22 protein-coding genes are annotated in these 25,250 nt (G+C 43.7%); 9 read left to right on the forward strand and 13 right to left on the reverse strand.

Annotated elements, in window-relative coordinates:
* The first annotated feature begins 262 nt into the window (after window positions 1-262).
* Window positions 263-1,753 (forward strand): alpha-amylase family glycosyl hydrolase, encoded by a 1,491-nt coding sequence (locus tag J6I44_RS09780; RefSeq protein WP_265765910.1) that lies wholly within the window; start codon window positions 263-265, stop codon window positions 1,751-1,753.
* A gap of 68 nt (window positions 1,754-1,821) precedes the next feature.
* Window positions 1,822-3,684, forward strand: a complete 1,863-nt coding sequence (locus tag J6I44_RS09785; RefSeq protein ID WP_265765911.1) for a glycoside hydrolase family 13 protein — start codon at window positions 1,822-1,824, stop codon at window positions 3,682-3,684.
* Between the two features lie 36 nt (window positions 3,685-3,720).
* Here J6I44_RS09785 and pabB read toward each other — a convergent pair whose 3' ends face one another.
* From pabB to J6I44_RS09850, 13 genes are all read right to left on the reverse strand, one after another.
* Window positions 3,721-4,980 carry an aminodeoxychorismate synthase component I gene (gene pabB / locus J6I44_RS09790; protein ID WP_265765912.1) on the reverse strand — a complete coding sequence of 420 codons (1,260 nt, stop codon included), beginning with the start codon at window positions 4,978-4,980 and terminating at the stop codon, window positions 3,721-3,723.
* A gap of 3 nt (window positions 4,981-4,983) precedes the next feature.
* Entirely contained in the window at window positions 4,984-5,859 is an 876-nt protein-coding gene (locus J6I44_RS09795; RefSeq protein WP_265765913.1) for an aminotransferase class IV, read from the reverse strand.
* On the reverse strand, window positions 5,846-6,391 hold the full coding sequence (locus J6I44_RS09800) for a TlpA family protein disulfide reductase (RefSeq protein WP_265765914.1): 546 nt from the start codon (window positions 6,389-6,391) through the stop codon (window positions 5,846-5,848). The genes J6I44_RS09795 and J6I44_RS09800 overlap by 14 nt, the downstream gene beginning before the upstream one ends.
* A complete protein-coding gene (locus J6I44_RS09805) occupies window positions 6,382-8,178 on the reverse strand; it encodes a glycoside hydrolase family 13 protein (protein ID WP_265765915.1) in 1,797 nt (598 codons plus the stop codon). Before J6I44_RS09805 ends, J6I44_RS09800 begins: the two co-directional genes overlap by 10 nt.
* Window positions 8,179-8,368: 190 nt before the next feature.
* Window positions 8,369-9,907, reverse strand: coding sequence for an MFS transporter (locus tag J6I44_RS09810; protein WP_265765916.1), 1,539 nt, complete (start codon window positions 9,905-9,907; stop codon window positions 8,369-8,371).
* A 23-nt stretch (window positions 9,908-9,930) separates the two neighbouring features.
* On the reverse strand, window positions 9,931-11,352 hold the full coding sequence (locus tag J6I44_RS09815; RefSeq protein WP_265765917.1) for an alpha-amylase family glycosyl hydrolase: 1,422 nt from the start codon (window positions 11,350-11,352) through the stop codon (window positions 9,931-9,933).
* 15 nt (window positions 11,353-11,367) lie between these two features.
* The gene (gene pfkA, locus J6I44_RS09820; RefSeq protein ID WP_265765918.1) at window positions 11,368-12,354 is read right to left on the reverse strand and encodes a 6-phosphofructokinase; all 987 of its coding nucleotides are present in this window, start codon (window positions 12,352-12,354) and stop codon (window positions 11,368-11,370) included.
* A 44-nt stretch (window positions 12,355-12,398) separates the two neighbouring features.
* Complete coding sequence (locus J6I44_RS09825; protein WP_265765919.1) at window positions 12,399-13,397, reverse strand: LacI family DNA-binding transcriptional regulator; 999 nt, start codon at window positions 13,395-13,397, stop codon at window positions 12,399-12,401.
* Between the two features lie 93 nt (window positions 13,398-13,490).
* Entirely contained in the window at window positions 13,491-14,249 is a 759-nt protein-coding gene (locus tag J6I44_RS09830; RefSeq protein WP_265765920.1) for a tetratricopeptide repeat protein, read from the reverse strand.
* Window positions 14,250-14,314: 65 nt separating this feature from the next.
* Complete coding sequence (locus J6I44_RS09835) at window positions 14,315-14,947, reverse strand: hypothetical protein (RefSeq protein ID WP_265765921.1); 633 nt, start codon at window positions 14,945-14,947, stop codon at window positions 14,315-14,317.
* A gap of 49 nt (window positions 14,948-14,996) precedes the next feature.
* Window positions 14,997-16,232: a flavodoxin-dependent (E)-4-hydroxy-3-methylbut-2-enyl-diphosphate synthase gene (gene ispG / locus J6I44_RS09840; protein WP_265765922.1), complete on the reverse strand. Its 1,236-nt coding sequence runs from the start codon at window positions 16,230-16,232 to the stop codon at window positions 14,997-14,999.
* A gap of 84 nt (window positions 16,233-16,316) precedes the next feature.
* On the reverse strand, window positions 16,317-17,183 hold the full coding sequence (locus J6I44_RS09845) for a rhomboid family intramembrane serine protease (protein ID WP_265765923.1): 867 nt from the start codon (window positions 17,181-17,183) through the stop codon (window positions 16,317-16,319).
* Between the two features lie 52 nt (window positions 17,184-17,235).
* Window positions 17,236-17,865, reverse strand: a complete 630-nt coding sequence (locus J6I44_RS09850) for a rhomboid family intramembrane serine protease (protein ID WP_265765924.1) — start codon at window positions 17,863-17,865, stop codon at window positions 17,236-17,238.
* Window positions 17,866-18,345: 480 nt separating this feature from the next.
* Between J6I44_RS09850 and J6I44_RS09855 the strand changes: the two genes are divergently transcribed.
* The 7 genes from J6I44_RS09855 (at window position 18,346) to J6I44_RS09885 (ending at window position 25,234) form a co-directional block, all read left to right on the forward strand.
* Window positions 18,346-19,083, forward strand: a complete 738-nt coding sequence (locus J6I44_RS09855; RefSeq protein WP_265765925.1) for a CsgE family curli-type amyloid fiber assembly protein — start codon at window positions 18,346-18,348, stop codon at window positions 19,081-19,083.
* A 10-nt stretch (window positions 19,084-19,093) separates the two neighbouring features.
* Window positions 19,094-19,519 (forward strand): curli assembly protein CsgF, encoded by a 426-nt coding sequence (locus tag J6I44_RS09860; protein WP_265765926.1) that lies wholly within the window; start codon window positions 19,094-19,096, stop codon window positions 19,517-19,519.
* A 6-nt stretch (window positions 19,520-19,525) separates the two neighbouring features.
* A complete protein-coding gene (locus J6I44_RS09865) occupies window positions 19,526-20,884 on the forward strand; it encodes a CsgG/HfaB family protein (RefSeq protein WP_265765927.1) in 1,359 nt (452 codons plus the stop codon).
* Window positions 20,885-21,149: 265 nt separating this feature from the next.
* Window positions 21,150-21,977: a hypothetical protein gene (locus J6I44_RS09870; RefSeq protein WP_265765928.1), complete on the forward strand. Its 828-nt coding sequence runs from the start codon at window positions 21,150-21,152 to the stop codon at window positions 21,975-21,977.
* Between the two features lie 288 nt (window positions 21,978-22,265).
* Window positions 22,266-23,180, forward strand: coding sequence for a curlin repeat-containing protein (locus J6I44_RS09875; protein ID WP_265765929.1), 915 nt, complete (start codon window positions 22,266-22,268; stop codon window positions 23,178-23,180).
* A 283-nt stretch (window positions 23,181-23,463) separates the two neighbouring features.
* Entirely contained in the window at window positions 23,464-24,597 is a 1,134-nt protein-coding gene (locus J6I44_RS09880; RefSeq protein WP_265765930.1) for a hypothetical protein, read from the forward strand.
* An 85-nt stretch (window positions 24,598-24,682) separates the two neighbouring features.
* Window positions 24,683-25,234, forward strand: coding sequence for a hypothetical protein (locus tag J6I44_RS09885; RefSeq protein ID WP_265765931.1), 552 nt, complete (start codon window positions 24,683-24,685; stop codon window positions 25,232-25,234).
* Window positions 25,235-25,250 lie beyond the last annotated feature (16 nt).

A 25,250-nucleotide genomic window follows, 5' to 3' on the forward strand; every position in this document is an offset into this window, starting at 1 on the left:
TAACATCTAACTTAAACTCTTTGCTGAAGCTACGTCGGGTTTGTTTGTTACTCATGATCTATTAGGTATAAATTAACAGCCACAATCTATGACTTAACCGGGTGTCTACCAAAATGTAGCAACTCCATATTCCCTCTTTATTAAGGGGGACTTTTTAAAAAATTGCACCCAAAAATCTCCCTTACCAAAGGGAGTACCGACTTTAGTCGGGGAGGGTTGTCTTCTTAAGTGTTCAACGCATTAAAACCAAAACAAATAAGGGATGATCATGATAAAGTGGAGCATAAAATACCTATTCATATTATGTGCAGCGCTATTCTTGATTCAATGCGATAGTTCTGTACATAATGTTTCTTCAGAACCTAATGAAAAATCATCTGGCGCTCCTAAAAATTCCCCATCAGACACCAACCAAACATCCGGCGTCATGATGCAGGGGTTTTACTGGGATGTACCCAAAGGCGGCACATGGTGGGAAACCATAGAACACAAAGTCAGCACCCTCGCGGATATGTCCGGTAGATATGGAATTGACCGAATTTGGCTGCCCCCCGTTTCCAAGAGCCAAAGCGGTGGATATTCGATGGGATACGATCCCGCCGACTATTACGATCTGGGAAACTACAAACAGTACGGTACGGTAGAAACCCGCTTCGGATCTAAAACAGAACTAAAAAATCTTATTTCTACCTTAAAAAGCAACGATATATCCGTTATGGGAGATATCGTTTTAAATCATCGATCCGGCGGTGATAAAGAATACAATCCTGCAACCGGTGATAGTACGTGGACCGACTTCAGTCAGGTAAAATCCGGAAAGGCAACCTGGAGCTGGGCGACCTTCCACCCCAACGATGACCATACCACAGATCCCGGTGATTTTAGCGACATGCCCGACGTCTGCTACACCACCGATATTGCTTATAACGATATGAAAACCTGGATGAACTGGCTGCAGGATAATATTGGCTTTAACGGTGGATGGCGATTCGATTATGTGAAAGGACTTGAACCCCGGGTCATAAAAGATATGAAAGCTGCCACGGGGGATCCTTTTTCTATTGGCGAGTACTGGGATGCCAACACCGATATCCTGCAATCCTGGTCGAGTGAGACCGGGGCCTCCGTATTCGATTTTGCGCTATATTACACCATGGCCGACATTTTTAATGCCACGGATGGCAGTGGATATCTTCCCAATATGATAGACCCCAGTCAATCTTTTGCTGCCAAAAACCCGATGCGCGCCGTTACCTTTGCCGGCAATCACGACACGGATGACATTGTACACGACAAGATGATGGCCTACGCCTTCATGCTGACTTACCAGGGCTATCCATCTATCTGGTGGAAGGATTATTTTAACTACGGATTGGATGATCTAGGCGGAGAATGGGGCAACGGAATTAATCAGCTCGTCTGGGTGCGTGGCCAGCTGGCAGATGCCTCGCCAAATATCGAACTGCTCAAAACCGACGACGGCGACCTGCTCATCTACGCAGCAGAGGGGTATTCCTCGAAGAGTCCCGGCTATATTGTAGCTATCAATGACCATCCAAAGGGATGGAAAGGCGCTTCGGTACAAACCGACAATACCTATCTCCATGACAAAACACTCAAGGTCTATGCTTGGTATTCAACCGTGGATGGACAGAATGTGCAGCCTGAATCCGAGTATGCCAACAGCTCCGGAGAAGTGGAAGTATGGGCTCCGCCCAGAGGCTACGCCGTCTATTCGGTTGAGGGTTTCTGAAAACCTACCCTTTCTCTATGTCAATAACCTTATACAGAAGTTACACCTTATCTTAAATTACATTACCTATGAAATCCATTATTCGTCTAATCAGCTTTATCCTGCTTTTGTCTATATCTACTTATAAAGCAGAGGGTCAAAATTACGACCTCAAGCGCATAGAGCCACTCAACTGGTGGATCGGCATGGAGAATCCAGAGCTGCAGATCATGCTCTATGGGCAAGACATTGGTGAGCTGACTCCCGTTATAGATTATGAGGGCGTTACCCTTAAACGCATCCAATCAGTCGATAATAAGAATTACCTGTTTCTTTACCTGCACATTGCCCCTCAAACTGAAGCCGGAACGGTCAACATTTCGCTGATGAAGGATCAACGCGAGGTCGTTTCATACCCTTATAAGCTTAAAGAACGGGAAAACCAATCAGCGCAACGCCAGGGATTTAATTCTTCGGATGTAATCTACTTAATTACCCCCGACCGTTTTGCCAACGGCAATCCCCAAAATGACGAGCTGGCAGGCTACGCCGACTCACTCGATCGGGATGATCATTACGGCCGGCATGGTGGAGACCTCCAGGGTATTATTGATCATCTGGACTATATTGATGACATGGGCTTTACGGCTATATGGTTGAACCCTGTTTTAGAAAATGCCATGCCCAACGCTTCGTACCACGGCTACTCTACTACGGACTATTACAAAGTCGATCCTCGTTTTGGAAGCAACAAATTGTATAAGAAACTCAGTAAAGAGGCCGAAAAACGAGGGATAAAATTAGTCATGGATATGATCATGAATCACATCGGTTCTAATCATTGGTGGATGGATGATTTACCCTCTCCCGACTGGGTGCACTACCCGGATGAATACCAGCAAACCAATCACCGGAGAACCGTTCTGCATGATCCGTATGCCTCAGATATTGATAAAAAGCGTTTCACTTCTGGATGGTTTGTTAAAACGATGCCTGACCTCAACCAAAACAACCCCCTTTTGGCCGACTATCTAATCTACAGTAGTCTCTGGTGGATTGAATATGCCGGCCTGCGTGGTATTCGTCACGATACCCATCCTTATGCTGGTCAGTCGTTCATGCACAAATGGACCTGCCGCATTATGGAAGAGTATCCCAACTTTAATATTGTTGGCGAGGAATGGAGCGTAGATCCCTTGACCATTGCCAAATGGCAGCGTGGAAGCGATTTACCTACAGATTTTGGCTCTTGTTTACCCAGTATGATGGACTTTCCTATCCAAGTGTCCCTTGTTGAGGCTCTGACCCAAAAAGAAAGTTGGGATAATGGATTTATTAATCTTTACGAAAAACTCTCGTCCGATCATTTATATCCAAATCCACAAAACCTGGTCATTTTCCCAGACAACCATGACATGGACCGCTTTTACCGCCAGGTCAATGAAGATTATGACCTCTATAAAATGGGTCTTACCTACATTATGACGATGCGCGGCATTCCCCAGTTCTATTATGGTACCGAAATTCTTATGAGCAATGAGAAGTCACATGATCATGGCCAAATAAGAGAAGATTTCCCCGGTGGCTGGATTTCGGATAAGAGTAATGCATTTAGTGGCCAGGGACTCTCAGAACATAAAAAAGAGGCTCAAGGCTTCGTTAAAAAGCTTTTGAACTGGCGAAAGGATCATCCCGTGATCCATGATGGAAAAATGATGCAGTTTGCCCCGAAACATGATGGTTTATATGTCTATTTCCGCTATAATAAGCAACAGAGGGTGATGGTCATCTTGAACAAAAATAATAAAGAAACGCCTATAGCAACGGACTATTACCACGAAATGACAGGCGATTATAACCAAGGTACAGACGTCGTTAGTGGAATAACCTACTCTCTGGATAAGCTTACAGTTCCGGGCCGCTCTGCTCTCATTTTGGAATTGAAGAAATAGACATATTTTTTCGGACTGGGGGTACCGAGTCAACATTTAGCTTGGAATAGCCTCCTGTAAGGCCCGGGCCTTTACCAGGGTTTCCTCCCATTCAGCATCTGGGTCTGAATCGCCGGTAATGGCACCACCTACTGCATAGTAAAGGTTCTCATCCTGGATGATCGCTGTTCGAATCACCACATTAAAATCAAAATCACCATTGGGCTTTATATAACCAACGGCGCCGGAATAGATACCTCTTTTATAATTCTCCAAGGTCTCAATCGACTGCATGGCACTAATTTTGGGTGCACCGGTCATCGATCCCATGGGGAAACAGGCTTTTAGAATTTGAATAGGATCGCTTTGTCGGGCTTTTGCTTTTACCGTCGAAACCATCTGATGGACTGTTCCAAAGGTTTCAATTTTAAACAGATCGCTCACCGCTACCGATCCTTTCCGGGCAATCCGACTCAAATCATTTCGGACCAGATCAACAATCATTAAATTTTCGGCCCGTTCTTTAACTGATGCCGCCAGCTGCTCTTTTAGCCTCTGATCCTCCGATTCCGTATCTCCTCTTGGTGAGGTCCCTTTGATGGGTTGAGTAAAAATGTCCTCTCCGTCCTTCCTTAAAAACCGCTCCGGTGACTGGCAACAAACTGCAAGGTCATCGAACTTTAAAAAGGCTCCAAATGGAACCGGGCCTATTTCTTTCATGGTTTGATAAAGCGACCACGGATTTCCCCTAAATCCACCTTTCATTTGATGGGAAAGATTGATCTCATAATATTCGCCCTCTCGGATGGCCTGCTGTGCTTTTTTAATGCTATCCAGATATTCATCCCTCGATGTTTGGGCTGTCAGTCCATCAGTCTTAAAACGGCCTTGTGCAGCTTCACCTGTTGGATGGGGTAATTCTCCTTTGATGGTTCTTGTTTCTAAGGATTTGCGATGCTGCCGTAAAATCAATTCAGGAACCATAAAATAAAGATCCGGAGCACCTATGGGATCCGAATTTTGTGAATGGAGCAGCTCCAGATGGTTTTTAAGATCATACCCCAGATATCCAAAAAGCCAGTCATGGTGTCGGTCTCTAAACTCCTGCAAAAATTTCCAGGGATTCCCCTTCCGAATATATTTTTCGCCGTCTTCGATTAGATGCACTTCATTACCATAGGCTTTAATCTCGGTCTTCGGCTGGCTCGCAAGAAAGGAATACTGCGACCAGGGATGGTCCTGCGATTGGGATTCGAGTAATATTACTGAACCCTTGGTGCTAATTTCGTTCGAAAGTACAGCCAGATCAATATCCATCACCTATTGCAATGCATTTAAGTGTTGGGCACGAAAGCTGGAATATAACTGCTGAACCTCTTTGGTAACAGGATGATCCGTATCATACTTCTTTCCATCAACCTGATGAACGGAAAGTACCTCCCGGACTGAATTACACATAAATATGGCCTCAGCATCATCTAATGTTCTTAGTCGATACTGACCCTCATTTAACGCCCATTGCTGCTTGTCTTCAGTAATGGTTATAATTGCCTGGCGGGTAATGCCCGGAAGGAGATCACAAGCCTCTGAGGGTGTAAAAATTTGGTCATTCTTAATCCAAAATAGATTAGCGATCGTCGTTTCTGATACCCATCCATTCATTGTTTGCATGAGTGCATCATCTGCCCCCTTTTGGGCTGCTTCTCTTGCAGCTAAAATATAGTTTATGCCATTGGTAAACTTACCCACTGATGGTAATGCTTGTGAAGGTATCCTCCGGACATCAACCGTTGCCAATGTGGGAGGTTCGAAAAAATTCGGACATTTTGAAGCCATGATCATATAATGCAGTGTGCCACTACCCTGAGATTGATATCCTCGCATGCCTTCTTGCCAGCACTGTATGCGTACAATAGCATCGGTGGCAAGCAGCTCTTTTTGCTGCAACAAGTCAGCTGTATTTTTTCTTAGCTCATCCAGTGAGGGTATCCCCGGAGCTGAGATGCCCAGTACGCCCAGCCCATCTCTCAAACGATTAATATGCTCTTCCAACAGTAATGTACGGCCCTGATAAACCCGAAACGTTTCAAAGACTCCTTCTCCGTACATCATGCCCCGGGAATTCGCCTTCACAATCGGCTGTTCCGCAGACTGAAGCTGCCCGTCAAATAAGATCCAGTTATTACTTTGACCCACGGTGAATCATAGTTTTTAAGCTATCCAAATGTGTCTTTTCCAGACTTCCCAAAGAAACAAAGCGAACCTTTCCACCGGGTTGAAAAAGCAGGTAAGCCGGCAAACCCGGTACCTGAAACGATGAGAACTGGCGGGATCCTGCAACATAATGAAAAGGATAATTATGCTCCTCAATATAGGTTGTAGCTTCCTCCTTCTGGAGGCCAACGATAGCTGAAAAAATGGCCAGTTTACTTCCCGCCTCTTCTTTAAGCGTAGATAGCTTTTGATGTTCTTCTGCCGAAGTATCCGACCAGTTTGACCAGAACTGCAATAACACAAACGAACTATCAAAGCTGGAAATTCTCAGGCTATCTGGTTGGCCAACCCGTTTCCAACCAACCGTCTGTAATAAGTCTTGCTGCATCATTTGCTTATTAAATGCCCTTCGCTTGTCCTGCTGGGTATTGATGGTCAAATAAATGATTGCCAAAGCTGCTATTACTGCAACAACGGCTAAGAAAGTATTAAAATACTTTGGATCTAATCGCATTGATCTTTTTGCTCAGGAATTAGAATAGCACCCGAAACCGGTGGCAGGCTAATTTCTGCCGAATGTTCTGAAAATTCGATACCCGTATCCGTTAGTTGGTTTTCGAGGTATGTATGCTCCGGAAGCTCAAAATTCGCTAATGGGATTTTAATCTGCCGGGGTTCCTCCGATCTGTTAATGACTACAATCGCAAAATCAAGTGAGCTTTTTTGCCGGGCAAAAACGAAATACTCCTGCTCATCTGACGGGAGTGGAACAAAATTGCCTGTCTGTAGAACCTCATGTTCATTTCTTATCTCCCCGAGCTTCTTATACCAGTTAAATAATTTCTCGTCGAAATTGTTATCATCAACGGGGCGTTCCCGGTCTAACGGATCTAAACGCTCAGGATCATATTCAAAATCAGGCCAGACCATTGGTTTACGATCATCCGGATCGCCAGCTCCCCACATTCCGGCCTCCGTTCCATAATAAATCATAGGCGCGCCGACATAGGTATACTGAAACAGGGATACCAATTTTTGGATTCTTCGCTCCTCAGCATTGGGCTTTCGAACATCAAATCCGAGCTTGGGCCGCCCATCCTCATTGTATTCACGTCCCGGATTGACCACCATCGATGCCAGGCGTGGCGTGTCATGGCTGTCCATTAGGTTCTGCATAACATAGGGAGCGTCTTTCGGAAAGCTATTCCGCACCTCTTCCAGTTCATCCAAAAATTCATTAGTGCTAATCGACTGATCAATGATGTAACGCTGCACCGATTTGGCAAAAGGATAATTCATAGCCGCGGTAAAAAGCTCTCCACTTACCCACTCCTTGGAATCGGAGGTCCATAACTCGCCTACGGTATAAGCTTCAGGATTAATTGATCGAACCACGGCGTTCCACTCCTTCCAGAACCCCTTCCCCACTTCTTCCGGTACATCCAGTCGCCAACCGTCTACTCCATCTGAGGGATTGCCATCACCATTGGGATCCATCCAGCGCTTTGTAATTTCGAAGATGTGTTCCCGGACTGGCTTTACCAGGGTATCACCTTCTTCTTTAAGCTCAGGCAGTGATTTATGCCCCCACCAGCCCTCGTAATCGAATACAGAACCAACATATGGATCATTAAACGATTTTACGGCGTACCAGTCTTTAAATATGGACTCATCCTGCTTTTCTGCTAAGTCACGGAATGCCCAAAAGTCTGTCCCCGTATGGTTGAAGACGCCATCGATGATAATTTTCATATCTCGGTTATGGACTTCTTCAATCAGCTTTAAAAACAATTTATCTGCTGAGGTCCATTGCCAGGTAGCAGGATTTTGCGGATCCTCTTGCTCTATGATTGCCCGATCTCCTTCCGGGTCCGGCCCAAAAAAGCGATCGATATGGCGGTAACAGCTGGCATCGTACTTATGCAACGAGACTGCTTCAAATATAGGATTTAAATATAAGGCACCGATACCCAGCTCCATCAAATAGTCCAGCTTATCGATAACGCCCTGGAGGTCGCCCCCATACCGACGATGATAAACACCGTCCATGAAGCTATCACCCATCGACTTCTCCCAGTCGGCACGATCGTACCAGTCGGATGTCCAAGGTGTAGGTGCCCATCCCTCTGGACCATTAACACGCTCTCCGGTAGGATCGTTAGACGAATCTCCATTCCGAAAGCGTTCTGGGAAAATCTGATACCAAATGACGTGCTTAGCCCATTCCGGAGTGTGATAATTATTATCAGCTGTATCTAATAATTCATCAGTTACTTCTGCTTCAATCGGTTTTGTTAGCATAATATAGTGCCGTAATTCGTATTAATGTCCTGTTGCAAGCTCAATATTGTATCTTTCTATCTTTGAGTATTACTTAAATAAAGATTAGCTATTAAGTATGATTATATCCTTTAAACCTATTTATGCTGATCAGATCCATATTATTTCTGTTATTGAATAACAGCTTAACGCTATAAAAGTCCTGAAATTATTAACTTAAGGGTACGGATTTATCGGCATCATCCTCAACGAATAACATCATTATCGATGCTATTGTCAATGTGATACCTCCAATTATAAGCGCATAAATAGCTTCTCCTCCAAAATAATTTTGCACCAAAAAACCCAGGATGCTTGCTGCGATAATCTGAGGTAGAACCACAAAAAAATTAAAGATACCCATATAAACTCCCATTTTGTGGGCAGGAATAGCTGATGATAATATCGCATAGGGCATTGCTAAAATACTTGCCCAGGCTAAGCCAACGCCAAGCATGGGAATTAATAAAACATACGGATGACTTACAAAATAAATGCTTACCAGACTTAGTCCGCCGATAAACAGTGAAAAAGCATGAACAACTTTTCGGGAAGTCCATTGTGCAAGCGTAGGCAACGCAAATGCTACAATTGCAGCAAAACCATTGTAAACACCAAAAGCCACACCAACCCAGTCGGCTCCCTCATTATAGAGTGCTGAGGTAGTATCGGTTGTACCGTAAATGTGGGCTGTTACCGCGGAGGTAGTATAAATCCATAAAGAAAACAGGGCGAACCAAGAGAAAAATTGCACCATTGAAAGTTGAACCATGGTCTTGGGCATCCCAATGAAATCGGTCATGACCTCAACCAAGCCATGCTCTTCATACCCACTTTTCTGTAGGTAACCAGCAAAAACTAATAAGACGCCCAATGCCAGTAATCCGCAGGAAAAAATAAGTAATTCTTTCTCATAACCTTCCCCCATAAAAATAGCAGTCAATCCAGCTCCGGCAATCAATGCTATGATGCCAGCATACAGTTTCCGAGCTCCTGAATTCTGTACCTCGTTGGTATCTGGTCTAATTGCGGCTTCTGTGTTCCCTTTTTCTTCAAATCGCTCCATCATCTCCGGGGGATATTCTCCTGTGCGGAAAACCGTCCACAGTACCGCGCCCAGAAAAGCAATGGCTCCGATGTAAAATGACCACTGTACCGATAGCGGAATTTCACCGGCACCAGCAGTATTGGGTAAGCCAATCCAGTTCGTCATGATATAGGGCAACAAAGAAGCGATGACGGCCCCCGTACCGATGAAGAAGCTCTGCATCGCAAATCCCTTGGTTCGCTGATAGTCGGGCAGCATATCGCCCACAAAGGCGCGGAAAGGTTCCATAGAGATATTAATGGAGGCATCCATAATCCAAAGCATGCCTGCTGCAATCCACAACGCCGGAGAGTTCGGCATGATGACCAGTGCTACAGAAGCCAATATAGCTCCCACTAAAAAGTAAGGACGTCGGCGGCCCAAGCGGTTCCAGGTTTTGTCACTGAGGTAGCCGATAATCGGTTGTACTACCAACCCCGTTACTGGTGCTGCTATCCACAAGATAGGAATATCATCAACGGAGGCACCCAGGGTTTCAAAAATGCGACTCACGTTAGCATTTTGAAGGGCAAAACCGAACTGTATCCCCATGAATCCAAAACTCATATTCCAGATTTCCCAAAATGAGAGGGCTGGCTTTGAAGTTGCTTCGGTTTTGTCCATTGGGGATTTATTTTAACTCACATTTACTGTTTAACCAATACAATATATCCATTAGCTGGTAACTGTAGGTCTGTAGATGGCAGGTCCAGCGTATGATCTGGCATAAATGCATCTTGGTACGTTCCGGCGGGCAATGATGATTCTAACGCTACCTGCTTGGACTCAGTGGCAAAATTGAGAACCACAATAACCGTACCTTCTCCTTTGGTGCGTTTATAGGCATACACCTGTTCGTGGGCTGTTGGCAGAACTTCAAAGTCACCGCCATATTGCCCATTCCAAAGGGCTGCATGTTGATCCTTTAGTTTAAATAATTGCTTATAAAAAGCTTCGTATTCGTACCCATCCCACCGAATGGTATCCTTTTTAAAGAATTCGAGTCGCTCGTTAAGGCCCGTTTCTTGTCCGCTATATACCAGTGGCATACCATCGATTGTAGCTGCCATCACTGCAAAATTTTTAAAATTATCGCCAAACAACTCCTGGTCGCTTCCATTCCATGAGTTTTCATCATGGTTGGTCGTAAAATAGAGTCGGTAGGCATGCTCTGGGTACAACGAGTCTTGTTTGGCCATATATTCTGTAATCGCAGACAGGCTTTCCTCTCCGCTGGCTATGGCCGTCGTCAAATGAAAATACTCCCACGTATAGGTCGCATCAAACCAGGGGTGCATTTCCGGGGTATTCCATTCAGCCAGCCAAAAGAAATCTTCTTTTTCTTTGTTCACCGCCGGTATTGCTTTTTTCCAGAATGCAAGGGGAATATCATGGCCTGCATGATCAACTCTGTAGCCATCAATATTGGCTTCTGTAATCCAAAACTTCATTCTCTCAATCATTTTGTCCCACAACTCCTTGTTGGCATAGTTGAGCTGTGCAATGTCGGTCCAATCCGCCTCATAAGTAATATTCCCCAACGAATCTTGCATGTAATATTCCGGGTATTCTTCTATCCAGGGATGATCCCATGCCGTGTGATTGGGCACCCAGTCCATAAATACTTTCATTTCTTTCTGCTGAGCCTCATCAACCAAGGCCTTAAAATCATCCATGGTCCCAAAATGGGGATTCACGGCCGTATAGTTTTTAATGGAATAATAGCTCCCCAACTCTCCCTTTCTTTTTTCTTCCCCAATTGGATGGATAGGCATGAGCCAGAGAATATCTACTCCCATCTCTTTCAACCGGGGAAGCTCTTTACGGAAAGCATTGAAGGTGCCTTCCGGGGTATACTGCCGGATATTTACTTCATAAATATTAGCACTTTTTGACCATGCCGGATGGTCTGTATGATCTACAGAGACTTGGGAAGCACCTGTGGACGGATCATCGATATTCGTGCCACATGCACACAGGCTAAAAACCATCCCTGCCATTATGAAACATTTCAGGTATCCCGAAATATGTAATGGTCTTTGTAACAATGAGGGAATGATTTCTTTCATCGTTTTCTGTTTGTATTAAATAGAAATGATATCAGCAACGCGCATCAATTCTTGATCCATCTCAGGATTTCGCTTGGTGGCATTATCAAAATCGGTAAATCTGATTTTCCGATTTCGAACTCCGACCATAAACCCTCCCTTGCCATCTCGCAGGGCTTCAACTGACGTTACCCCCAGTCGACTGGCCAGCACCCGATCGGTACAGCTGGGACGCCCTCCTCGCTGGACGTGGCCTAAAATCGTTACTTTTGTCTCATAGCGATCACCGAACCGCTGTTTAACTTCCCGCTCCAGGTCATATACACTTCCATTTTTATCTCCTTCTGCAACAATAACCAGTCGGGAACTTTTCTTACGCTGTGATGTTTGCTCAAGAGATTCATACAGGCGTTCAACATCCCGGTCCTTTTCTGGAATAAGGACCTCCTCAGCTCCAGCCCCAATACCCGAATACATGGCAATAAAGCCCGCGTCACGCCCCATAACTTCAATAAAGAACAGGCGGTTATGGGATGTCGCCGTATCACGAATCTTATCAACCGCCTCGACCACGGTATTAACGGCCGTATCGAAACCAACGGTAAAGTCTGTACCGTAAATATCATTATCAATGGTGCCCGGGATACCAATGATGGGGAAACTAAACTTTTCTCCAAACTCCATTGCTCCTTTGAAAGTACCGTCTCCACCTATAACAACCAGGCCATCCAGTCCATGCTCCTGAACATTTTTCCAGGCCTTCTGCATCCCTTCTTCAGTCTTAAATTCTAAACTTCGGGCAGATTTTAAGATAGTGCCTCCCTGATGGATGATATGCTTGACCGATCCGGCATCCATCTGAAAAATGTCGTTATTGATTAAGCCTTCATACCCCTGAGCAATGCCAAAGGGAGTAATACCATAATAGACGCATGATCGTACAACCGCTCTTATAGCGGCATTCATACCGGGGGCATCTCCACCGGATGTTAAAACTCCAATTCGTTCTTTTGAGTGATTCATATCTGACATCAATGTATCCTGAAAGGGTTATAAAATTATAAATTTTAATTTTGTTGGCTGCTTGTTGATCGGAGAATCAGATCAGGGATGTATTCCTTTTGAACAACCTTGGGTTGGTCTTTCCCAATTTGATCCAGCAATACGTTAGTTCCTTCTTTGCCCATTTTATACATCGGCTGACGCATAGTAGAAAGGCCAATATATTTGGCAAGCTGGATATCATCGTAGCCTATAATCGGAAGGCTAAGGTTCTGCTCCTTCATAGCTGAGATAGCACCTATAGCCTGGATATCTGACATGCAAACAACAGCCTCCGGGTTAGGTGTTTGTTCCAACAGTTTTTGCATTGCCTCATAACCATTTTCTTCATTAAAGCCATCGCGATATTGTGTATCTCCTGACACAATAAGAGATTCGTCGGGTGTAAGCCCCCAATCTGTAAGGGTTTGAATATATCCCTGACGACGTTTGGCCGCTGGAATGGACTCTTCCTTAGCTGTAATAAGCGCAATACGTTTAAAGCCATGTTCTAAAAAATAACGGGTTGCCTTCCGAGCCCCCTGCTTATTATTTACCTGGAAATAGTTGCACGCAGAATAGGCATCATCAATCAGCACCATTTGTTGGTCAAATTGACTTATCATCTTCCATTCGGAGTCACTAAGATGAATGGACACAAATAGGTAACCATCGGCCCACCGGCGACCTAATAACCTTTTAAGCTGGTCTACCGGTTTTTCTGATGATTTTACATTATAAATATGCAGTTCGAAATTTGTTTCGGATATCGCATCCTGAATGCCGTTAAGTACTTGAAGAAAAAAATAGTTCGAAAGCAACGGGACAACCGCCATAATAACATTTTTCTTACGTCGAGCCAATCCCTGTGCCATCCCCTGGGGCTGATATCCCATTTCTTTGGCAACATTCTGTACCTTCTTTCGCGTCTTGGAAGACACATTGGGACTTTCATTAAATACCCTGGAAACCGTTGCAATACTAACCCCTGCCTGCCGGGCTATGTCGTATATTGTATTAGACAAATTACGTTATCCTATTAGCTTATTTTTGTGAAAATATTGAAAGCGCTTACACTTTTCAACAGAATTTAAATACTGTTTACAAGGATATTCTGCTTAAAGGTCCTCAATAAGCTCTTTACATTGTTGTTTAATTTCCATGTCTCCGGGCACCAGAACCGGCAGCTCAATAGCTTTTTGACATGTTTCTATGGCTTGTACTTCTTTATCTAATTCGCGATATGCCCGGGCCAGGTCAAAATAATAGAGCACATAATCTTCATCCAGTGTTATTGCTTTCTGAATATATTCTGCAGCTTTTTCGTTGCTTGCATCAGGGATGCCGCCAAACAAAGTGTTGGCTGCGGCACGCTCTAACCAGCTTAAATTAGCTACTTTAAAGTGCCAGCGCCCCAACACGTGCCACGCCCCTGCGTTAGTACTATCATATTCTATTGCTCGATCGGCATACTTTTTTATAGCCCGGGAGGCCGATACCTTTTCTCTTGCACCTGAAATAAGTGCTTTACGCCCCATTGCAACAGACATTACAAAATTGGACTGTGTATGGGTAGAATCAACAGCTAACGCTTGCTCTGCTAAATCGATTGCCTTGTTATAATATTCTTTCTGTCGGTCTTTGCCCTCCTGCCTATTGCCAAGCCGCGAATACAAAAAACTGCCCCTCCACAAGGCCTCAAAATTCTCGGGCGATTTTGTCAATATTTGCTCATAGAGCTCCAGGGCTTGCTCTTCCTCGTGCTTTTCATATAGAGAGTCTGCACGCCCCTCTAACATGCTATGCTCTTGCGCCAGCAATAAACCAGGCAACACCAATAATCCAATAAGTAGTATGGGCTTTCTTATAATATCCATAATAAAAGAATTAGATCTGTATAAAGGTTTGAAAGCTATAAAAATATTACTGCCATAAAAATTTTTTATTCTGCTAATTCTATACTCCCTTTGCTATCAACATGATATTCAGCTTGTATAGAATTATTCTGCTCGAATGGATACTGGATTGCCCGATCCATGCTGCTTAAAATGACTATATGGTCCGGTGTTCTTTTTACCCCAACATGAGTAGAAATGTCTTCAGAAAGGTTTTGTCTATATATTCCAACCACTCGATAATCTACCAAGCGGTTACGATGGATTGTCGCCAGCAAAAGTTCTTTATCAAGGTAGATGGAAGAGTTCGTTAACACAATCCACTGCGCTTCTATTTCCCGGAAAGAAAGGCAAGCAATCAAATTAAGTTCATAGCCTTCTCCACTTGACATTCCCTGTGCCGATAAATCTCGTTCTCCAATGGTCGATGCAGCTAAGCTAAACGGTGGATCCGAAGTATTGGAATGATCACAATGGCCCAATGTAGATAAACGCTGTAACAGACTTCGGTTTTCTTTAACCGACTGTAGTTGTTCCTGGTTAGCCTGCTTGTTAAACTGGCGAAACTCCTTCGAATTCAGATACTGTTGCCCTATAGTTGCAGTATCGACCTCGGCGGAACAGGAAAGACACAAATAGCAGGTCAAAGCAAGAAAGTAAGAGAGGTTATTTCTTGCCATAAGAAACTATATCCAATTAACTATGAGGCTGCGTACACTCGGCAACCTTTTATGTGACCTCTTCGGTCTCTTTTTGGCCATAATTACGCATTATATAATCATCGAGTATTTCACGAAACTCCTGCCCTATCCCTTCTCCCCGGAGGGTTGAGTGATGTTCACCATCCATATAAACCGGCGCCTTAGGTTCTTCAAAAGTGCCCGGTAGTGATATCCCAATATTGGCATTTCTGGATTCTCCCGGTCCATTGACCACACACCCCATGACGGCCACATCCATCTCTTCGACGCCCGGGTACATCTCGCGCCATACCGGCATCATTTCCCGAAGATATTGCTGTATTTCTTCCGCTAACTCCTGAAAGTACGTGCTGTTGGTACGACCACACCCCGGACAAGCTGTAACTTGTGGTATAAAATTACGGATACCCAGCGATTGCAAAACCTGCTGGCATACCCGAACTTCTTCTGCCCGATCTCCACCTGGTTTAGGCGTCAGCGATACGCGTATAGTATCACCAATGCCTTGTTGTAACAGCACCGACAGAGCAGCTGAACTGGCAACCATCCCTTTCATCCCCATCCCTGCTTCCGTGAGTCCTACATGAAGAGGGTAATCCAACATCTCAGCAATACGTTCATACACGTGAACCACATCCTGGACATGTGACATCTTGCAGCTGATAATAATCTTGTTGGATGCTAAACCTACGCTTTCAGCAAGCTCGGCCGAACGACGGGCACTCTCGACCATGGTATCGAGCATGACCTGTTTGGACGATTTTGGATTCTCCAGCTTACTGTTTGCATCCATTTTATCGGCTAATAACTGCTGGTCAAGCGACCCCCAATTAACCCCGATGCGGACAGGCTTATCATACTTTATGGCTTGCTCAACAATGGTACAAAAATTTTCATCCCGCGTCTTAGTGCCTGTATTTCCAGGATTAATCCGAAATTTAGATAACGCTTTAGCAGCTTCCGGGTATTCAACCAATAACTTATGGCCGTTATAGTGAAAGTCGCCAACAATAGGAACGTTGAAATCATCGGCCAATAAACGGTCTTTAATATGTGGGACTGCCTGGGCTGCTTCCTTATTATTGACGGTAATTCGTACAATTTCAGATCCCGCCCGATGCAGATGTTTAATCTGTTCTACTGTTGCTTCTACATCCGCGGTATCGGTGTTCGTCATCGATTGGACCACAATAGGCGCTCCCCCACCTACCGGCACATCTCCAACCATAACTTGAATTGATTTTCGGCGTTTTATCTGGGACATATAGTTATTAATCTATGCTTAAAAATCTCTGCCTATTAAACGATCTGTTTCTACAACAGTATGAGATATATTAAAATTCGTTTGTCAATTCTTCTTGCTTAACTCAAAGAGTTTCTTTTTTTCCTCTTTTGTAAGCCCATCATATCCCTTTTCGGATATTTTTTCCAGGATTTCATCCAACTCCGATTTGTCTGTTTCTTCTACAATCTCAACATCCGATACCGAATACATATTGTCATTCTTCGGTTTGGATTTCTGTTTTTGATAGATTCCCTTTAGACGATACCAAAACTGTTCGATCGGTAAAATATACCGACTCAAATCCTGCCCCCCTTGCTGCGCCTTCATGAGCAAATAACCAACACCCGCCCCAGCCAAGTGCACAATTCGGGCTACCCCATCAGTCGAACCAACCAAAAGCATATCTATAGCAATAAGACCGGCTACCACATAGCGAGCCTGTATCGGCGGTAACAGAAAAAGCATGATAGGCATTGTAGGGAATAGCATGGCAAAGGACACCATAATACCATATACCGCTCCTGAGGCGCCAATTACCGGGTTAAATCCCAGAAATGGAGCCAGCATAACGTCAAAAAGTGCTCCTCCCAAACCAGCTCCTAAATAAATAACAGTAAATGTTCGTGGACCCAAAGACTCCTCAACGGCCCGCCCCATCCACCAGAGCCAGAGCATATTAAACAACAGATGGAATGCGCCCCCATGTAAAAACATATAGGTAACCATACGCCACGGCTGGAAAAGAGCCGTCTGCCAATCCGGATAAAAAGCAAAAGCCTGAATGAGGGCATTACTGTAGGAACTGCTAAAAATCTGAAGAAATATCTGCAGTATAAATACAGCTACATTGAGCGTAATAAGCGCACGAATGGCTACCGGCATAGCCCAGTATCCACGCTTTAATGAACTACCAAACGATTCGTTATACATACATTACATCTTTTGATCAATATCTGTCCATAAATTAACAAATATTTTAATGCTATTGGCGATAACTTTCGCCTTTTAAGCCCCAATATTTTATAAGGATAAAACCTACAAGCATCCCTCCCAAGTGAGCAAAATGAGCGACCCCCGAATTGGCCCGACTCAAACCACTGATAAGCTCAATAACACCAAAACCTGCCACAAAATACTTTGCCTTGATGGGAATTGGTGGAAACAAGAGCATAATCGGCCGTTCGGGAAACATCATCCCAAAGGCTAACAAAATTCCGTAGACCGCTCCCGAGGCGCCCAGCGTTGGAGCTCCGCCTGCACCTATTAACATATGCAGGAGTGCTGCCCCGATGCCGGTTAGGAAATAATAAACCGTAAATCGCCGCGTTCCCCAATAGTTTTCAATGGCCTGGCCAAACATCCATAGCGCAAACAAATTAAAAAAGATATGGCTAAAACCGGCGTGTAAAAACATATAGCTTACCAACTGCCAGATGTCAAAATGCCCGGACCCGATAGGCCAAAGCGCCCCATATGCAAACAGAGGTCCTCCAATTATCGGGGTATTAAGTGCGACAAAACAGAGAGCATTGATAATTAAAAGATGCTTAACAGCCGGCGGAAATATCGATATCTGCGTATTGGGCTGGTAGTTTGGGGACTGGTAATTCAAGGATGATAAAATTAATTGCTGTTTTCTTTCAACGGAATATACGGTTCCTTAGCTTCAATTCGAACCGCTCAGTTTATGTAAATCATAATGCTGTTGCTAACGCTTAACAACTAATGGGTTAGTACGAAAAAACATCCTACTTGTTATAAGTCACCTGCATACGCTACTTATAAGACTTTATAATCCAATTATATATTGCCTTCCTAACCTTCTGCATAAGTGAATAATGATAGGACAATATTCAATGATTATAACTAACTGCTTATCAATTTTTTATACAATTCATCCAAAAAATATTTAGGCCCAACTATCTATGCCTCAAGTCTTTACGAAATCTTGTTGAAAAGAAAAAGTGCTACCCAATTAAAATATTTTAATTAGGAATGCGAACCCAAAATCCATTTCATTGAAACCAGTGAGACGTTAGGTATGTTTTTACAAAAAATTTCATCTATTGGCTAACTAACTGGGGGTTGTTCAATGAACAACAGGGCTATTGTTACCATATTGGTTTATATTGCTTTTTGGGGATATGGGAATATAAGTATTGCCCAAATATCTGCAGATTATAAGTCGTATACAATTCAGTCAGAAGATAATACTCTATCAGATATTGCTGAAAAGTTGGGCAGTGAAGATTTTTGGCAACCTATCTATCGTGCTAACTCTGACATTATTAGTAATAATGGTTTTATAGAAGAAGGTCAGGTATTAACTCTTCCTGCTGCGGTATTCCAATCCAAAGAGTTTATTTATCATTCATCCAATAAAGGAAACACTTCTACCAATCCAACTGACAAGGAGTCTAAAGAAAAGCAGTTAGAACAATTTAGATCGGCCTTTAAAAGTTTAGTCAACAAAGAAAAACAAAACCAGGAGCAGTCCGAAACATCTCCTCAACAGGATCCTACCCTGGAACTGGGTGGTTTCGTTCTGGATGAAACACGAAGTAAAATGGGGCGTGATTTCTATAACCTGTTTTACCAACACTGGGAGGCCCCTCAAAATGCTTCTAACTTCACCATTACCATCTCTGAACAACCTACAATCGGAAGAGGCAGCCAAGTGACTATTAAGCTTGATTACAATCAGATTTTTAGTGCGCGCTTGCAGCCCCGATACGAATATATTGAAACGTTAAGTAAGCAAGCTGTAGCTCGTAGTCAACAAGCTGTTCAACAACAAGCATCAGTAAAAAATCAATTAATTGGCTATTAACCCTAAAATTATGAAAACATTTATATCATCCATACTTGGTTTAGCTATTACGTTATTACTCTTAGCGCCGGGTTCTGCCCAGGCACAAGATTTCGTCTATACTCCGGTAAATCCAGCCTTTGGTGGTAGCTACCTTAATTATCAGTGGCTGCTTAGTTCAGCAAATGCTCAGAACAAGTATAAGGGCGGCAGTGGCTATAGTTATAACAACGATCCCCTGGCCAATTTTGAAGAACAACTCCAACGGCAGGTTTTATCTCAGCTCACGCGTAATGTCATCCAAGATCGATTCGGAGATGTTGACTTGAGCCAACAAAATACCTTTGAGTTTGGAGAATTTTCAATTGATATCGTCCCCGGTGCCAATGGCGTAGATATTAATATTTTCAACCAATCATCAGGCGAGCAAACAACAGTTACCGTACCCAGCATATAATCTGATATGAAATATCTTAACCCTACATATCTTCTATTACTTGCATTACTTACCTCCTCTTGTGCTGGTAGTTTAAAGCCCTATAAGACTGAGCCAGCCCAGGTTGGGTGGGAAAGTAAATCGAACCAATCACTTAAAGAATTACCTAAGCCTAATAATAAGGTGGTAGCAGCAGTCTACCGATTTCGAGACCAAACCGGCCAATACAAACCTTCCCAACAGTCTATCAGCTACTCTACGGCCGTAACCCAGGGTGCTACCTCTATCCTGATCAAAGCCATGGAAAATTCAGGATGGTTTACCCCTATTGAACGAGAAGGCATTTCAAACCTCCTGAACGAAAGACGCATTATCCAAAATACGCGGCAGCAAAATAATGATAACACCAAGCTCCCTCCCCTGCTCTTTGCAGGCGTTGTACTTGAAGGAGGTATTATTGGCTATGACAGCAACGTGATGACAGGCGGAGCCGGCGTTCGTTACCTGGGGATGAGCGCTTCTGGCCAATACCGCAAAGACCAAGTCACCATTTACCTACGGGCTGTTTCTACCCAAAGCGGTCGAATTTTGAAAACCGTGCATACAACCAAGTCTATTTTATCTACAAAGTTAGACGGTGGTATCTTCCGTTACGTGGATGCCAATGAATTACTGGAATCTGAGGTAGGCGTCACCTTTAACGAACCTCCGGTTATGGCTGTCACCGAAGCAATTGATGAAGCCGTTAAACGACTCATTGTTGAAGGAGTTGATGCCAACATCTGGCAACCAGCTGACCAAGAGTCCTTTAAAGAATATAAAGAAGATTATGAGCTTGCTGTAGCTAAGCAGAAGGAACGGCAGAAAAGCAATTATTATGGAATAGCAGAGCGGCCGGATTTACGCTCAGGATTTTCAGTCAATGGCAGCTACTCTTTTGGAAGCTACATCGGCAGTTTCGGAAATGAATCACAGAATTCAGGCTTTGGCATCCAGGCTGAGCAAGCTATTGTCAACAGTCCCCTATCCATGAAGTTTAACTACCATCGGACACAGATAGGATCTCAAAATATTTTCTCTGAACCTGTGAATAACTTAGATGTATTGATAAACGCTTATTTGACTCCCAAACTTAAGCTATCACCCTATGTTGGTGTCGGTGGAGGCGTGTTGGCTTATGACAGTACACCAGAATTTACAGAAGATCAATTCTTTCCAACCCTCTCCGGAGAGGCAGGCCTGGACTATCGTTTTTCAGAAACCTTTGGCCTAAAGATAGGGCTGAGTTACCGCTATTTAATTAGTGACGGAGTTGATGGTATAAAGGCGGGCAGCATTCACGATCAACAATGGAATATCATGACAGGATTTACTTTTTACCCATAATTAAAAACGAGTAATTACATGAAACAGGAAATGTTGAACTAAGAATATGGAGTAACATAGGAAAGGCAACGCCGAGGACCTTACGACCGATTAACCGGAAGTAAGGGGGAGACCCTGCGACGCTGCCTCACTAATGGCATTATAATAAAACTTAGCCATTTATTTCCTCATTACTCCTGCTATCCATCAAGAGATAGCAACACAGTGTGTTAGCAAAATGCTACGCACTATTAATTAATCATCATATAAAAAGAGGAGTAATACTATGAAAAGAATAGTAACCCTTACATTCGCACTGCTATTTACAGCAGGAATTACCTTTGCACAGAACAACGCTTCTGTGGACCAAAATGGTAATGATAACCAAGCTACGGTAGAGCAAACCTATCAAAGTGGTGCCTCCAGCGCGATGAATAATGCTACTGTTAATCAAGATGGAGACAACAACAAAGTTGAACGCTTGCAACAAGTCGGTGCCGGCAATTCGTTCGACGTAACCCAAAATGGTGATAATAACATTGTTCAGTCGCATCCCGAACAAGGTACCAATGGAAATGCCAGTTTTGGCGGGGTAATTGATATTACTCAATCCAATAATAGTAACGAAATCTGGGATGCTGATCAGGCCGGCCAGAACAACAAACTGTACGTCTCTCAGGATGGCGGTGATGTTGTTAACGTTGAAGCCCAGGTTTCAAGCGGTAGTGCAGGCAACCTGATCGACATTTCACAAACGGGTGGTAATAACAGCGTTGGCCTTGCAAGCTCAAATGGTGCTGGTGCTTATCAAGAAGGTGAAAACAACGCCATGAATATTAACCAAAGTGGTGGCGCTTCGGCCGGTGTAACAGATCATATGCCTTCAAGCAGCTACGATAATACATTCTTCCGTTCTGGTGAAGGCGGACAAGGACTTATCCAGCTGGGCGAAGATAACACCATGACTCTTGATCAGACAGGTGCAAGCACCATCGGATATGTATTGCAGGATGGTCTTAATAATACTGCTACTATCACCCAAAATGGTAATGGCCATACTGCTACTACATCACAGGTAGGTTCCAATAATTCCTCTACCATTATTCAAAATTAGGTTTAATTGAAAGCATTCCTTGACGGGAATGCTTTCTTTTCTGATGCATCGTTCTTTGAACTAAAAGTATGGAGTAAAATAAGAAAGGCAACGCCGAGGACCTTACAACCGGTTACCCGGAAGTAAGGGGGAGACCCTACGACGCTGCCTTAGTGATGGTAATATAACAAAAAAATTACCATCTAATCACTTACTCCTGAATAGCTGTCTCATTGGGATAGCGACCAACATAATGGCAAAATGCCGTTAACACTAAAAACAAACACATATAACCATAGGAGTAATACTATGAAAAAGCTAATAACCCTTACATTTGCATTCATGCTTTCTGTTAGCGTAGCAGCTGCACAAAGCAACACAGCTACCAGCTCTTCCACTGGTGACTATAATACCTCAACAATTGAGCAGGACGGTTCTTCCAACACTGCCGAAGTTACACAAAATGGTAATAGCAACGAAGCTTCTATTAGCCAGGGTATTCAAGGCATAACTTCAAATAACGATGAAGCTACCGTTAATCAGGTGGGTGACAACAACAGCGCTGACCTGAACTCTCGTGACGGTTGGGGCGGATCTTCAAATGCTGTTATTTATAATGTAGATCAACAGGGAGATAATAACTCTGTGAGAGCACGAGCATTCAATGCTCCGGCCGAAGGTACCATCCATCAGGCAGGCTCATATAACTCTGCTGACCTGACACAGGCTAACAGCCAACGAGCAACAGCTATCCTTACCCAGGCTGGAGAAGGAAACTCCGCTGACATCGACCAGATGAGTGGTGCTCATGACGCCCATCTCGAAGCTAACTTTGCGGGCGACTACAACTCAATGGACGTGACTCAAAATAGCACATGGCAAAAATTCATCTTGGATGTATCTGGTTCTTCTAACACTATTACCGGTACACAGGGCGAGCATGATGCTGACCAGTTTACTGCTATCTCTGGAGATAACAACAGCCTTGACTTCTACCAAGCAAAGTCTTCTGATGCCGGCATCTCCGTTGCAGGAGATAACAACACCATCTCTCTGATGCAGAATGGAGAAGGTAACAGCGTATTTGCTACCAATCCATGGGACAAAGATGGTATCGTTGTTAACGGTTCCTATAACGCTGTTGATGTTACACAAAACAGTAATAACAATACTGCTGTCGTTAATATTTCAGGAGCCGGAAATTCAAGCACCATTATTCAATAATACTTTTCGGGGGCATCTCTTGATCGGGATGCTTTCCTTTTTGAACAATCGATCTTTGAAGTAAAGACTATGGGGTAAAAGGCAACGCCGAGGATTCTTATGACCGGTCACCCGGATGTAAGAGGGAGACCCTGCGCGGCTGCCTGAGATAAGTAATGGCATAAAGTAATGCCAATGAGACATTTACTCCAAAGCTATCTCTCCGAGATAGCATAACATACAAAGCCAAATTGGCAACATAGCCATTGGCGTTTAATCAATCATTAATTAAAACGGAGTAATCATGAAAAAGTTAGGATTAACACTTCTCATAGCGCTGTTTGTTGTTAGCCTTGGTAAGGCACAACAAAATACAGCAACTACGAACCAAATAGGTAATGACAGCGATGCTGCTATTACTCAATCTGGTAGCGAAAACGATGCAAGCATCAACCAAAATTCATCATTCGGTTCCGGCCATACAGCTGAAGTCACACAAAATGGTTCTGAGAACCTCAGCGAGGTTGAACAAAATCAAGCTAATTCCGAGGCTTATGTCTCGCAAACGGGTTCTCAAAACGAGAGCTATTCGAAGCAGGCTGGGTTCAACATACTCAATGTTACACAAGACGGTAACGGCAATGTGTTGAGCGGATATGGTTCAAGAAGCCAGGTTTATCAAAAAAATGGTACCGGTATATTTAGTTCCGACATGAATGAACTGACCGTTGACCAGCTTGGAGATAATAACGAGGCCGGAGTTTGGCAGGAACACCATGCCAGCGCCAACATTTCGCAGACTGGAGTTGGCAATAATGGGCAGGTCTTCCAAACGGGAACGCCGAATGCCGGAGCCATGAACGAAGCGACAATCACTCAAAATGGTGACGACAACAGTGCCGATATCAATCAACGGGGTGACGGCAATGGTGCCCTCGTTGAGCAAGGCGTTTATGGCGGAGCAACTGGGAACGAGGTTGATTTCGACCAAATTGGTGACGGAAACTATCTGGAAACCAAGCAGGTAGCCGCTAATGATAACCAGGTTACTGGCAGTCAGACAGGTAATGATAACTATTTCCGTGCTTCTGTTAAGGGCGATGGTAATACGGTTGATGCCTCTTCTGATGGAAATGAAAACCGAGGCAGCTGGGATTTAAGCTCAGACTGGCCCGCATTTTCTGATGGGAACATGCTTGGCATTACTCAATCTGGTAATGGCAACGAAAATACCGGTAAGATTTCAGGAGATAATAACACCATTGACATAATGCAAGATGGTAACAACAACTCCATTGGATCTGACTGGTATACCGAAGATGGCGTTATTATTTCTGGTAATAATAACGATGTATCAATTGCCCAAACCGGAAATGCTAATATGGCAACTTCCATAGTTAATGGCGCAGGCAATACCTCTACTATAATCCAAAATTAATGATGTATTGAGGAAGCATTCCCTGACCGGATGCTTCCTTTTCAAAAAACTGCATTTATAACATAACCTGATTGAGGTGTTTATTATGAAAAAACTGATCTTACTACTTACTCTGTTTTATGGAGTCGCATTATCCAATGTTCAAGCCCAGGTAAATATTGATCAGATTGACCCCGGAAATGATTTTGATAATGGATCAGCTATGACCTCTGAAGAAGATCTACTGGGCATTTTCCTCAATAGCCCATTTCTTTCTGCCATCCAGCAACAGGCTATAGATGCTGATCAAGTAGCTCGTACCAACATTGAGGGTGATAACAATACGGCCCATCTCAGTCAATCCGGATTTAATAATGTTGGGATCATCAATATTATTGGATATGGAAACGAAGCATCGTTAGAACAACAAGGAAACGGATTATTTTCAGCAATAAATGTCAATGGCTCAAGTAATAATCTGGACATTGAACAAAATGGAAATGCACTGCAAAACCTGATTAAGCTCGACGGCTCAGGTCTTAACTATGAAGTACTTCAGGATCCTTCAGGTGTTGAGGTTACTCAAACAGGTTCCAGTATCCCCTTACAGATAAAACGCACAGGACGAGTTGTCCCTATCATCATCAGAAATAATTAATTCAGTTAAACTCAGA

Source organism: Fodinibius salsisoli (assembly GCF_026229185.1).
Taxonomy (GTDB): Bacteria; Bacteroidota; Rhodothermia; order Balneolales; family Balneolaceae; genus Fodinibius; species Fodinibius salsisoli.

Bases quoted from the DNA above. Each gene is read 5' to 3' on its own strand.
- pabB (WP_265765912.1), bottom strand. From the start codon at position 4,980: ATGGATATTGATCTGGCTGTACTTTCGAACGAAATTAGCACCAAGGGT.
- ispG (WP_265765922.1), bottom strand. From the start codon at position 16,232: ATGTCCCAGATAAAACGCCGAAAATCAATTCAAGTTATGGTTGGAGAT.
- J6I44_RS09860 (WP_265765926.1), top strand. From the start codon at position 19,094: ATGAAAACATTTATATCATCCATACTTGGTTTAGCTATTACGTTATTA.
- J6I44_RS09800 (WP_265765914.1), bottom strand. From the start codon at position 6,391: ATGCGATTAGATCCAAAGTATTTTAATACTTTCTTAGCCGTTGTTGCA.
- J6I44_RS09815 (WP_265765917.1), bottom strand. From the start codon at position 11,352: ATGAAAGAAATCATTCCCTCATTGTTACAAAGACCATTACATATTTCG.
- J6I44_RS09810 (WP_265765916.1), bottom strand. From the start codon at position 9,907: ATGGACAAAACCGAAGCAACTTCAAAGCCAGCCCTCTCATTTTGGGAA.
- J6I44_RS09880 (WP_265765930.1), top strand. From the start codon at position 23,464: ATGAAAAAGTTAGGATTAACACTTCTCATAGCGCTGTTTGTTGTTAGC.
- J6I44_RS09830 (WP_265765920.1), bottom strand. From the start codon at position 14,249: ATGGATATTATAAGAAAGCCCATACTACTTATTGGATTATTGGTGTTG.
- J6I44_RS09835 (WP_265765921.1), bottom strand. From the start codon at position 14,947: ATGGCAAGAAATAACCTCTCTTACTTTCTTGCTTTGACCTGCTATTTG.
- J6I44_RS09785 (WP_265765911.1), top strand. From the start codon at position 1,822: ATGAAATCCATTATTCGTCTAATCAGCTTTATCCTGCTTTTGTCTATA.
- pfkA (WP_265765918.1), bottom strand. From the start codon at position 12,354: ATGAATCACTCAAAAGAACGAATTGGAGTTTTAACATCCGGTGGAGAT.
- J6I44_RS09845 (WP_265765923.1), bottom strand. From the start codon at position 17,183: ATGTATAACGAATCGTTTGGTAGTTCATTAAAGCGTGGATACTGGGCT.
- J6I44_RS09855 (WP_265765925.1), top strand. From the start codon at position 18,346: ATGAACAACAGGGCTATTGTTACCATATTGGTTTATATTGCTTTTTGG.
- J6I44_RS09875 (WP_265765929.1), top strand. From the start codon at position 22,266: ATGAAAAAGCTAATAACCCTTACATTTGCATTCATGCTTTCTGTTAGC.
- J6I44_RS09865 (WP_265765927.1), top strand. From the start codon at position 19,526: ATGAAATATCTTAACCCTACATATCTTCTATTACTTGCATTACTTACC.
- J6I44_RS09870 (WP_265765928.1), top strand. From the start codon at position 21,150: ATGAAAAGAATAGTAACCCTTACATTCGCACTGCTATTTACAGCAGGA.
- J6I44_RS09780 (WP_265765910.1), top strand. From the start codon at position 263: ATGATCATGATAAAGTGGAGCATAAAATACCTATTCATATTATGTGCA.
- J6I44_RS09885 (WP_265765931.1), top strand. From the start codon at position 24,683: ATGAAAAAACTGATCTTACTACTTACTCTGTTTTATGGAGTCGCATTA.
- J6I44_RS09805 (WP_265765915.1), bottom strand. From the start codon at position 8,178: ATGCTAACAAAACCGATTGAAGCAGAAGTAACTGATGAATTATTAGAT.